Origin of the sequence: Streptomyces luteolus (genome assembly GCF_029968015.1) — a bacterium.
GTDB lineage: Bacteria > Actinomycetota > Actinomycetes > Streptomycetales > Streptomycetaceae > Streptomyces > Streptomyces luteolus.
Map to the genome: position 1 here is coordinate 20,832 of NZ_JASCIS010000035.1, position 11,526 is coordinate 32,357.

Below are 11,526 nucleotides of genomic sequence, written 5' to 3' on the forward strand. Positions count from 1 at the left end.
CGCGGAGGCGGAGGGGGCCGCATCCAGGGGATGGGGCGGGTGGGGTGTCAGGCGCGGAGGCGGAGGCCTCTCGGGGTGGCGATGAAACCTGCGGCCTCCAGGAGGGAGCCGTGGGGTGAGGTGAGGGCCGCCGTCCCGTTGATCCGCTCCACGGTGACCGTGCCCAGGGCGCCCGCGCGGGCGGCCGAGGCGAGGGCTTCCGCGGCCGCGTGGAGTCTGGAGTCGTCGGGTGAGGCAGGGTCCTCCGGGTGGGTGGGCCAGGCGAGCAGGGTCTTGCCGCCGCGCTCCATGTAGAGCGTGAGTTCGCCGTCCACCAGGACGACCAGCGAGCCGGCCTTGCGGCCCGGTTTGTGGCCCGCGCCGGTGGGCGGCTCGGGCCAGGCGAGTGCCGCGCCGTACGCGCTCGCGGGGTCGGCGGCGGCCAGGACGACCGCGCGCTCGGTGCCCGCGGGGGCGTCGCCGCGGTCGCGGGCGTTGGCGGCCGCACGCAGCCGGTCCACCGCGCCGTCCATCGCGAACTGTGCGGCGCCCAGGCCCTCCACCACGTATCCGCGCCGCGCCTGCCCGCTGTCCTCGAACGCCGACAGGACGCGGTACGTCGCGGAGAATCCGCCCTCCACGCCTTCGGCGCCGACCGCGCCGCGGGTCACGACGCCGTGCCGGTCCAGGAGCGTGCGGGCCAGGGCGTGCGCGCGCCGGGTCGCGTCGGGCTCGTGGCCGGGGAGCAGTGACCAGCGGCCGGTGACCGTGGGCGGTCCCGAACGGGAGACCGGGCGGGCGCCGGTGCGGGCGGCGGCCGTGAGTGAGCCGTACCGCCCGCGCGGGACGTTGCGTCTGGCGCGGTGTGCCGTGGCGCCCGCGGTGCGGCCGGAGCCGAGGAGGGAGCGCATGGGGGCGAGCGTGTCGTTGGTGAGCCGACCGGACCAGGCCAACTCCCAGATGGCGTCCGCCAGTTCCGGATCGGTGGCTTCGGGGTGGGTGGTGGCGCGGACCTGGTCGGCGATCTGGCGGAAGAACAGTCCGTACCCACCGGAGAGGGCGGTCAGGACGGACTCCTGCAGCGCCGTGATCTCCAGGGGGTGCGGTTCGGGGAGCAGCAGGGGAGCGGTGTCGGCGTGGAAGAGGGAGACCCAGCCGTCCTTGCCGGGCAGGGCGCCCGCGCCGGCCCACAACACCTCGCCCGTGGTGGTGAGTTCGTCAAGCAGCGCCGGGGTGTAGTCGCGCACGCGGGACGGCAGGATCAGCTTCTCCAGGGCGGAAGCGGGGACCGAGGCGCCCTGCAACTGCTCGATGGCGCGCACCAGGCCGTCGATCCCGCGCAGGCCGTGACTGCCCACGTGCTGCCACTGCGGCAGGAAGCCGGCGAGCGCGGCCGGTGGCACCGGCTCCAGTTCGTGCCGGAGCGCGGCCAGGGAGCGGCGGCGGAGCCTGCGCAGGACCGTGGCGTCGCACCACTCCTGGCCGATGCCCATGTCGGGAGAGGCTGCGCGCAGCGCATCGTTGGAAGGGTGGTGGTGGGTGACGGGCGGGCGGAATTCGCCCTGGACGACACGTCCGCCTGCCGCGAGTCGGTGCAGCGCGCCGTCCGTGACGGCGGCGCCGAGGCCGAAGCGGGCGGCCGCCGTCGCGGAGGTGAACGGGCCGTGCGTGCGTGCGTACCGCGCGAGGAGGTCGCCCAGGGGGTCCTTGACCGGCTCGGTGAAGGCCTCCGGCACACCCACCGGCAGGGCCGTGCCGAGCGCGTCGCGCAGGCGGCCCGCGTCCTCGACCGCCGCCCAGTGGCCGGTGCCCGCGATACGGACCCGGATGGCGCGGCGGGCACCGGCCAGCTCCTCGGCCCAGTGGGGTTCGGCGCCGCGCAGCGCCAACTCGGCGTCGGTGAGCGGGCCGAGGAGCCGGAGCAGGTCGGCGACGCCCTCCACGTCCTTGACGCGGCGGTCGTCGGTGAGCCACTGCAGCTCGCGTTCGAGCTCGGTGAGGACGTCCGCGTCGAGCAGCTCGCGGAGCTCCGCCTGGCCGAGCAGCTCGGCCAGGAGCCGCGAGTCCAGGGAGAGGGCGGCGGCGCGGCGTTCGGCGAGCGGGGAGTCGCCCTCGTACAGGAACTGCGCCACGTACCCGAAGAGCAGGGAGCGGGCGAAGGGGGAGGGCTCCGGTGTGGTGACCTCGACCAGGCGGACGCGGCGGGACTCGATGTCCCCCATCAGCTCGACCAGGCCCGGCACGTCGAAGACGTCCTGGAGGCATTCGCGCACGGCTTCGAGGACGATCGGGAACGAGCCGAACTCGCTCGCCACCTCCAGGAGTTGGGCGGCGCGCTGGCGCTGCTGCCACAGGGGCGTGCGCTTGCCGGGGTTGCGGCGCGGCAGCAGCAGCGCGCGGGCGGCGCACTCCCGGAACCGGGAGGCGAACAGGGCCGAGCCGCCCACCTGGTCCGTGACGACCCGGTCGATCTCGCCCTTGTCGAAGGCGACGTCCGCGGCGCTCACCGGTGCCTGCTCGTCGTCGTACTCCAGGCCGGGCTTCGCCGGGTCCTGGTCGAGCAGGTCGAGGCTCATCAGGTCGGCGTCGGGCAGGCGCAGCACCAGGCCGTCGTCGGCGTGCATGGCCTGGGCGTCCATGCCGAAGCGCTCGGTGAGCTTGGCGCCGAGGGCGAGCGCCCACGGGGCGTGCACTTGGGCGCCGAAGGGGGAGTGGACGACGATCCGCCAGTCACCCAGCTCGTCGCGGAAGCGCTCCACCACGATCGTGCGGTCGTCGGGCACGTGGCCGCAGGCCTTGCGCTGCTCGTCCAGATACGACAGGACGTTCTCGGCGGCCCAGCGGTCCAGGCCCGCCTCCGCCAGGCGGTGGTGGGCCTCCTCCTCGGTGAGGCCGCCGATCTCGCGCAGGAACGCGCCGAGCGCACGGCCCAGTTCGAGCGGGCGGCCCAGCTGGTCGCCCTTCCAGAACGGCAGCCGGCCGGGCACTCCGGGGGCGGGGGAGACCAGGACGCGGTCCCGGGTGATGTCCTCGATGCGCCAGGAGCTCGTGCCGAGGGTGAAGACGTCCCCGACGCGGGACTCGTACACCATCTCCTCGTCGAGCTCGCCGACGCGGCCGCCGCCCTTCTTGGGGTCCGAACCGGCGAGGAACACCCCGAAAAGGCCGCGGTCCGGGATCGTGCCGCCCGACGTGACGGCCAGGCGCTGTGCTCCCGGGCGTCCCGTGACCGTGCCCGCCACCCGGTCCCACACCACGCGCGGGCGCAGCTCGGCGAAGGCGTCCGAGGGGTAGCGCCCGGCGAGCATGTCCAGGACGGCCGTGAACGCCGATTCGGGCAGGGCCGCGAACGGCGCCGCGCGGCGCACCGCCGCCAGCAGGTCGTCCACCTGCCAGGTGTCCAACGCGACCATGGCGACCAGCTGTTGGGCCAGGACGTCAAGGGGGTTGGCCGGGACCCGCAGGGACTCGATGGCGCCGGACCGCATCCGCTCGGTGACGACTGCGGACTGCACCAGGTCCCCGCGGTACTTCGGGAACACCACGCCGGTGGAGACCGCCCCCACCTGGTGTCCGGCGCGGCCCACGCGCTGCAGGCCCGAGGCGACCGAGGGCGGCGACTCGACCTGCACGACGAGGTCGACCGCGCCCATGTCGATCCCCAGCTCCAGGCTCGACGTGGCGACCACGGCGGGCAGCCGGCCCGCCTTCAGGTCCTCCTCGACGAGGGCGCGCTGCTCCTTGGACACCGAACCGTGGTGGGCGCGCGCGAGGACCGGCGGCGCCCCCTTGGCCGCACCGGACTCCGCCATCAGCTCGGCGGGCGAGTGATCCTCGGGCAGCGGCTCGCCGGTGGCCCGCTCGTACGCGATCTCGTTGAGGCGGTTGCACAGGCGCTCCGCCAGGCGGCGGGAGTTGGCGAACACGATCGTCGACCGATGCGCCTGCACCAGGTCGGCGATGCGCTCCTCCACATGCGGCCAGATCGAGGGGCGCTCCCCCTGCGCGTCGTCGGCGTCGCTCGCCGGGGAGCCGCCCAACTCGCCCAGATCCTCGACCGGGACGACCACCGACAGGTCGAACTCCTTGCCCGACGGCGGCTGCACGATCTCCACCCGGCGCTGCGGGGAGAGATAGCGGGCGATCTCGTCCACCGGCCGCACCGTCGCCGACAGGCCGATGCGGCGGGCCGGGCGCGGCAGCAGTTCGTCGAGCCGCTCCAGGGAGAGCGCCAGGTGGGCGCCGCGCTTGGTGCCCGCGACGGCGTGCACCTCGTCCAGGATGACCGTCTCGATGCCGGCCAGGGCCTCGCGCGTGGACGACGTCAGCATCAGGAAGAGCGACTCGGGCGTGGTGATGAGGATGTCCGGCGGCTTCGTGGCGAGGGAGCGGCGCTCGGCGGCCGGGGTGTCGCCCGAGCGGATACCGACCTTCACCTCCGGCTCGGGCCGGCCGAGGCGCACGGACTCCTGCCGGATGCCGGTCAGCGGCGAGCGGAGGTTGCGCTCCACGTCCACCGCGAGGGCCTTGAGCGGGGACACGTACAGCACGCGGCAGCGCTTCTTCGGGTCCGCGGGCGGCGGCGTGCTCGCGAGGCCGTCGAGCGCGGAGAGGAACGCGGCCAGGGTCTTGCCCGAGCCCGTCGGCGCGACGACCAGCACGTCCGAGCCCTCGCCGATCGCCCGCCAAGCGCCCTCCTGGGCGGATGTGGGCGCGGAGAAGGCTCCCGTGAACCAGCTGCGGGTCGCGTGTGAGAACGAGTCGAGCGCTGTCCGTGCCATGCTCCCCATCGTGCACCGCCCCACTGACAATCGCCCCGACCTGGGGAAATGAGAGTCGGCGGGTGGGCCGGGGCGGTCCGCCGCCCGGGGACCGGAGGGCTCGCCGCCGCTTTGGGAGAATGCCGGTATGGGGATGGGCGAGGACGAGTGGGCGAGGTACTGGCAGCACGAGCAGCTGCCGGGCATCGACCTGCTCCGCGCCCGGTACGTCCGGCACTCCTTCCCCCGGCACAGCCACGAGGGCTATGTGTTCGGAGCGGTCAGCGGCGGCGTCGAGGACGTCGTGCTGCCCGACCGCACCGTGCACGCCGCCCCCGGCAGCCTCGTGATGATCAACCCCGAGGTGCCGCACTCGGCACGTGCCGGGGTCCCCGAGGGCTGGGCCTACTCCACGCTGTACCCGTCCACGGAGGTCGTCGCCGAGATCGCCGCCGAGACGACCGCCCTGCGCGGCACCGTCGGCTTCGCCGAGGTCGACGTGGCCGACCCGCAGGGCGCGCGGATGATCAGGGAGGTGCACCGGGCCGCCGAGGAGGGCAACGCGCTCGCGGCCGACAGCGTGCTGCGGATCCTCGTGGCCAGGCTGCTTCGCCGGTACGGCGGCTCGCTGCCCGCCCGCACCCGGCGCTCCGCGGGCTTCCGCAACGCCGCACGCGCGCGTGATGTCCTGGAGACCCGGATGGCAGCACCGCCCTCCTTGGAGGAGCTCGCCGCGGAACTCGGCACCAGCCCGTTCGCGCTCCTGCGCGCCTTCAAGCAGCAGTACGGGATGCCTCCGCACACCTGGCTGACCAACGCGCGCGTGCGGCGCGCCCGCGCGCTGCTCGACGCCGGCACCGCTCCCGCCGACGCCGCGGCCGCCGTGGGCTTCACCGACCAGCCGCACTTGAACCGGCACTTCACGCGCATCGTCGGGGTGCCCCCGGGGGCGTACCAGCGCGAGCGCCGGGAGCGCGGGGTCGTACCGCTGACCGGGCCCGATCCGGCGCGGAAGGCCGGGCCGCCCACACCCGCGTCGACCGGGTCCCCGCCCGCGTCCGGGCCCCTGACCGTGCCCGGGCCGCCGCCCGCGTCCGGGCCACTGACCGTGCCCGAGCCGCCGCCCGTGTCCGGCCCCTTGTCGCCGGTCGACCGGCACCGCGCGGTGCGCAAGAACGTACAAGACCGGGCGGAGCCGTTCACCGTACGTTCCTAGGCGTGGCAGAACAGACAGCATCCGCAGCTATACGTCACGGGGACGACCCCGTCGGCGACCAGGGCGTCCCGCCCGACCAGAGCGCGCCGAAGGCGGACTCCGCCGTGGTCCGGGACGCGCTCGGCGTGGGCGTGGCCGTCGGGCTCTCCGGCTTCGCGTTCGGCGTGACCTCCGTCGGCAACGGCCTCAGCCTTCTTCAGACCTGCGCCCTGAGCCTCCTTGTCTTCACCGGCGCCTCGCAGTTCGCGCTCGTCGGTGCGCTCGCCGGTGGCGGCAATCCGGTGACCGCGGCGGCCGGGGCCTTCTTCCTGGGCGTGCGGAACGCCTTCTACGGCTTGCGGCTCTCACAGCTGCTGCAACTTCCGCGCTTCGTCAGGCCGTTGGCCGCGCACTGGGTGATCGACGAGACCACCGCCGTGACGCTGGCCCAGCCCACCAGGCGCGCCCGCCGCATCGGGTTCACCGTCACCGGCCTCACTCTCTATGTGCTGTGGAACCTCACCACACTGCTCGGCGGTCTCGGCGCCGAGGCCATCGGCGACACCGACGCATGGGGCCTGGACGCGGCGGGACCCGCCACGTTCCTCGCCCTGCTCGCGCCGATGCTGCGCTCCACGACGGAACGAGCGGTGGCGCTGCTCGCCGTCGCCCTCGGACTCATGCTGCTCCCCGTGCTGCCCGAGGGTGTGCCCGTCCTGGTGGCCGCCCTCGCCGCGCCGCTCGTGCTCGTCGTGGAGGGCCGCAAGATCCGTGCCCGTGAGAAGGAGGACCGTTGAACATCTGGCTCGCCGTCGCCCTGACCGCCGTCGGCTGCTACGCCGTCAAGCTGCTCGGCCTCCTGGTGCCCGCAGGAGTCCTGGAGCGGCCCCTCGTCCAGCGCCTGGCCGCACTGCTGCCCGTGGCGCTCCTGGCCGCCCTCACGGCGCAGCAGACGTTCGCGGAGGGGCAGGCACTCGTCCTCGACGCCAAGGCCGCCGGACTCGCCGCGGCCGGTGTGGCCTTCCTGCTGCGGGCCCCGTTCCTGTTGATCATCGGGGCTGCCGTGGTCGTCACCGCGGGGGTGCGGGCACTCGGCTGACAACGAGCGGGCGGTACGCGGGCGGCACCACGCGTGCGTAGGCCGTGGGCGGGCACCATGCGCGCGTAGTGGCCGTTTTCGCGGACCGCCCGATCATCGTCAGCTCAGCTCAGCTCAGCTCAGCTCAGCTCAGCTCAGCGCACGCCCGTACGCCCGCAGGGTGCGCAGGGCGTCGATCGTCACGACCGGGCGCCACTCCAGGGCCGAACCGGGCGCCCACAGGCGCCAGTTGACTGGCCAGCCGCCGTCGTCCTGCTGCTCGCTCTCCAAGTGGTCCAGGGAGCGGCCCAGTTCCTCGTCGGTGAACCAGGCGCGGGCCAGGGACTCCGGCACGCGCGCGTAGTCGTGCGGGAAGTGGTGCTCGCCCGGGGCATAGCCCGGTGCCACCGGGTACGTGTCCCGCCGCCGCGGATCGAGCACGGCGAGCCGCTGCTCCCGTACGAGCCGGCCGAGTCGGTCCGCGGCGGCCCGCGCGCGGGAGCGGTCGGGCGCCCCGTCGAGGAAGGCCACCGCGGCCTGGATCTCGTACGGGTGGGACGTGGTGAGCGACTCGACGGCGGTCCAGCAGTAGTCCGTGGCGCGGAACAGCCAGGCGTGCCACACCTCGTTGCGGTGCAGCAGGCCGACCACGGGGCCGGTGGCGAGCAGGTCGCTGGGCGGGTCGTCCACGACCGGCACGAACGGCGCCACGGGGTAGCCGCGCTGGCTCGGGTGGATCGCGGGCAGGGCGCCGTCAGGCGTGGACAGCTCCGACAGGTGGCCGCACACCCGCTCCACGCGCCGGCCGCCGCAGCGCCCGATCGAGTCGAGTACGAGCAGGGCGTGCGCGGTGTGCAGCGGCTGGCTCACCGGGCCCCGCAGATCGGGCTCCAGGGCGTGGCCGTACCCGCCGTCCTGGGTGCGGTACGCGGCGAGCGCCTCCTCGACGGCGTCGGCGGAGCCGCCGAGGAAGTGGTGGGCGAACCTGCGCTGTTCGAGCACCCGCGCGGTGAGCCACACGAAGCGCTCGGCGCGGGCGAGCCGGCGGGGCCGAGGGGACGCGGGGCGCGGAAGGCGCCCGGCCGCGTCGGGCGTACCGGATGCTACGGATTCAGCCATGCCCTGAACCGTAGGGCGGTGGACGGCACCGTACGGCCGCTCCGGGCACGGCCCACTCTCAGGGGCGGGACGCCGGGGTCGTGCGGTTGACGTCATCCTGGTCCCGAAGAGGGCCCTGACCTGCGAAGTTTCTTGCCGAGGCGCTTCGGTCCGGACTGTTGTGCGGAGGGCGGTGGCCCGTCGTGTCCTGCCCGGGCGCCCCACCGTTACGGCGCCGTGCTCGCGAGGAAAACGGCCACCACGCGCGCGTACGGCGGGAGTCGGGCGTTCGGATTCAGCCGGGGGACGAGAGCGTCGGGTTCGCGAGGGCGAGGGGCCGCCGCGAGGTCGACCCGTGCCGGGGCGGATGAATCCGGCCGATTCCCCTGCCGGTGTGAACCGGTTGCGGGGGCTGTCCGTGATCACGGAGGACAGCTTTGTTCCGCTTCACATTACGGGGAAGATCATGACGCGTAGATGGTCGCTCATTTCCTTGATCGCCGTGCTGGCCGCAGCACTGGCTTTCGTCGTCGTCCAGGTCGTGACCTTGGACTCCACCGACGAAGAGGCCTCAGGCCGAGGGAAGCCCGGCCCGACGAAGAGCGAGAGCGGTGACGGCTCCGCATCGCTGCGGGGGGACGGCTGGTGGCCGCTGCACGGGTCGGGAACGGCCCGTACCGGTGAGCGCGACGCCGTGGTCAACGGCCGTGCGCAGTGGGCAGAGGACGGCCCGAACGGCGGCGCGCTCAGCCTGGAGGGCATCGACGGTTTCGCCGACATCGGGACGCCGGTCATCGACACGGCCGAGAAGGACTACTCGGTCGCCGCCCGGGTGCGGCTCGCCACGGACCAGGGCTTCCGTACGGCCGTCTCCCAGGACGGCCCGGGGATCAGCACCTTCTTCCTCCAGTACTCCGCGTCCGACGAGCGGTTCGCCTTCAGCTTCCCGGGCGCCCGGACACTCGCCGAGAAGACCGGCAAGCCGGAGACAGGCCGCTGGTACCACCTCGTCGGCACCTACAGCCAGGACGAGAAGACGATGAAGATCTACGTCGACGGAGAACTGGCCGGTGAGCGCCAGGCGTCCGCGCAGCCCAAGAAGCCGGGCAGCCTCGTGATCGGGCGGGCCAAGAGCGGCGGACGCCCGGTCGACTTCTGGAAGGGCGACATCGCCGATGTGCACGTGTACGAAAGGGAGTTGACCGCGGACGAGGTCTCCTCCCTCGCGTCCGGGGAACCCCAGTGACCGCGGACCTAGGGGCTGCCTGTTTGCGCCCGTTCGGAGGCAAGCAGGCCCAGACCGGGCGCCGTGTGACGGGGAAACGGGCGCCGCGCAGCAGACCGTCGGGCCCTGACCAGGTGCGACAGCAGGAACCACAGCTTCCGTGCGGGCAATACCGGTCGAAATAAGCACAGCCGCGGGCCCGTTCGGGCCCCCACAACACCGGTAGAAATGACCCACGGTATCCGCGTCCGATCGTGCCGCCACGCGCTCGGTCCTGCCACCGCCGGCCGTTTTCCGTCACCCCTCACAGAGCGACCGGAGAGGAACAGGCCCTTGTCGGCCAGGTTTTCACCCGAAGACCGCGTACCCCGCCAGGCCCGGGGAAGCGCCCTAACTGACCAGCCCACCGAAACCGCACCACCCCGCGCCGACAGACTCGGACAAGCCGACAGACTCGGACAAGAGGAGTTCCTGAGAGTCTTCTACCACTGCCACGGAAGCGAGTTGCTGCGGTTCGCCGCGCGCCTCGAAGGCGACTGGCACCGCGCCGAGGACGTACTGCAAGAGCTCGCGATCCGTGCCTGGCGGCACGCGCCCGAGCTCGGCGGCGGCAACGACTCCATGCGTCCCTGGCTGTTCACCGTGCTGCGCAACCTCGTCATAGACGGGCACCGGGCCCGCCAGTCCCGGCCACCGGAGACCGACGACCCGGACCTCACCCATCTCCCCGTGTCCGACGAGGTCGACCGCGTCCTGACCGCCCACGTACTGACGGAGGCGCTGCGTGACATCCCTCCGCTCCACCGTGAAGTCCTCCTGCACGTGCACTACATGGGCCGCACCGTGACCCAGACGGCCGCCGTGCTCGGCGTGCCACCCGGCACCGTCAAGTCGCGCACCTACTACGCGGCCCGTGCTCTGCGGCGGGCGCTGACCGATCGCGGAGTGGACGTCCGCGAAGCGCGGGAGGCGGGCCGGAACGCCGCGTGAACCTCATCCGAGATGCCCGGCGTGCCGGTCGATCCGGAGGCCGAGCGGGCCGGTGTCGAGGGTGCCGTCGGCACCGGCCCGCCAGCGCCAGGCGGCGGGGGCGTCGCCCAGGACGAGCACCGCGTCACCGGGCCGCAGAGCGTCCAACGCGCCCTCCCGGCGCGGCAGTTGGGAGGCATCCACCAGGAAGAGGTGCGGCGCGTCCCCCTCCACGGCCACCTGACTGCGGCCCTCGATCAGCCGGAAGATCTGGGTGACGTCGGAGGCGGCGCCGCCCGACGGGGCCACGGGCGCCCCCGCGGTCCGGGCGAGGGCCTCCTCCACGCTGGCCGCCGTGTACAGCCGCGACGAGCGCAGCGCGGCACCGTTCAGGGTCTCGTCCATGGCCAGGGATCCCACCAGGGTGACCTCGGCCAGGCCGCCCACCGGGCCGGTCAGCACCTCGGTGACGACGGCCCGCGCCCAGCGGCGTACGTCCTCCTCCGGGCCCGCCACGGAGACGGACGGCGTGGCCCGGGAGAGGTCGACGAGCGCCCGGTCGGGCCCGACCGTCCCCACCGTGACGGTCAGCGCGTACGGGAGTGCCGGTTCGCCCTCGGGGCCGGGCCGCTCCAGTGCCTCCCGGGTGGCGGTCCAGCGTTCGCCGGACTCGTCGGCCGTCCACGGCTCGGGCGTGCCGTCCTCCGTGCCGGCGAGCAGCAGGTCCAGCCTCTCTCCCGAGTAGAGGACGCCGTACAGGTCGGGCAGGGCCCGGCCGGAGCGCAGGCATTCGCCGGTCAGGCGACGCAGTCCCGCGTCGATGACGTCGAGCGCCTCCCGGTCCAGGACGGCGGGGCCGGCCGTGGCGGGCTTCGGCGGGCGGTTCCGCTTCTCGGTGACGACCAGCGCGGCCAGCGCGCCGATCAGCGCCAGCCCCAGCAGAACTGCCAGAGCGACGTACCAGATCATCTTCTGACTCCTTGTCGGGACGCCTCGGCACCGGAAACCGGGGCGGTCGGTGACGGGACGCGCGCCGCGGCCGCGACGCGCACCCCGATGGTCACTACGGGCGGTGGCGGCGGATGGTTCACACCCGGCGGGGTTCGTTCCGCCGTGTCGTGTGCGCCGCCGTGTCGTGCCATCGAGCTTTCGTCCGTGCCGCCGTTTCGTCCGCGCCGCCGTGTCGTGTGCAGCGCCGTTTCGTCCGTGCCGGGTGGGGCGG

The 11,526-nt window shown here is 73.7% G+C and carries 8 protein-coding genes; 5 read left to right on the forward strand and 3 right to left on the reverse strand.

Features of this window, described 5'->3' with window-relative positions; all coding sequences use genetic code 11:
* Positions 1-47: 47 nt before the first annotated feature.
* Positions 48-4,760: an ATP-dependent helicase gene (locus QIT00_RS27865; RefSeq protein WP_282538177.1), complete on the reverse strand. Its 4,713-nt coding sequence runs from the start codon at positions 4,758-4,760 to the stop codon at positions 48-50.
* A gap of 127 nt (positions 4,761-4,887) precedes the next feature.
* Here QIT00_RS27865 and QIT00_RS27870 point away from each other — a divergent pair, with 127 nt between their 5' ends.
* The 3 genes from QIT00_RS27870 to QIT00_RS27880 are packed head-to-tail and all read left to right on the forward strand — an operon-like array spanning position 4,888 to position 7,033.
* A complete protein-coding gene (locus QIT00_RS27870) occupies positions 4,888-5,955 on the forward strand; it encodes an AraC family ligand binding domain-containing protein (RefSeq protein ID WP_282538178.1) in 1,068 nt (355 codons plus the stop codon).
* Between the two features lie 29 nt (positions 5,956-5,984).
* On the forward strand, positions 5,985-6,731 hold the full coding sequence (locus QIT00_RS27875) for an AzlC family ABC transporter permease (RefSeq protein WP_408909867.1): 747 nt from the start codon (positions 5,985-5,987) through the stop codon (positions 6,729-6,731).
* A complete protein-coding gene (locus QIT00_RS27880) occupies positions 6,728-7,033 on the forward strand; it encodes an AzlD domain-containing protein (RefSeq protein WP_282538180.1) in 306 nt (101 codons plus the stop codon). The genes QIT00_RS27875 and QIT00_RS27880 overlap by 4 nt, the downstream gene beginning before the upstream one ends.
* Before the next feature lie 129 nt (positions 7,034-7,162).
* Here QIT00_RS27880 and QIT00_RS27885 read toward each other — a convergent pair whose 3' ends face one another.
* The gene (locus tag QIT00_RS27885) at positions 7,163-8,131 is read right to left on the reverse strand and encodes a hypothetical protein (RefSeq protein WP_282538181.1); all 969 of its coding nucleotides are present in this window, start codon (positions 8,129-8,131) and stop codon (positions 7,163-7,165) included.
* A gap of 481 nt (positions 8,132-8,612) precedes the next feature.
* Here QIT00_RS27885 and QIT00_RS27890 point away from each other — a divergent pair, with 481 nt between their 5' ends.
* Together QIT00_RS27890 and QIT00_RS27895 are read left to right on the forward strand one after the other, a co-directional pair.
* Positions 8,613-9,356, forward strand: a complete 744-nt coding sequence (locus QIT00_RS27890; RefSeq protein ID WP_282538182.1) for a LamG domain-containing protein — start codon at positions 8,613-8,615, stop codon at positions 9,354-9,356.
* 450 nt (positions 9,357-9,806) lie between these two features.
* Positions 9,807-10,325 (forward strand): sigma-70 family RNA polymerase sigma factor, encoded by a 519-nt coding sequence (locus QIT00_RS27895; RefSeq protein ID WP_408909868.1) that lies wholly within the window; start codon positions 9,807-9,809, stop codon positions 10,323-10,325.
* A gap of 3 nt (positions 10,326-10,328) precedes the next feature.
* On the opposite strand, the gene QIT00_RS27900 is transcribed toward QIT00_RS27895, so the two are convergent.
* The gene (locus tag QIT00_RS27900) at positions 10,329-11,273 is read right to left on the reverse strand and encodes a hypothetical protein (protein ID WP_282538184.1); all 945 of its coding nucleotides are present in this window, start codon (positions 11,271-11,273) and stop codon (positions 10,329-10,331) included.
* Positions 11,274-11,526 lie beyond the last annotated feature (253 nt).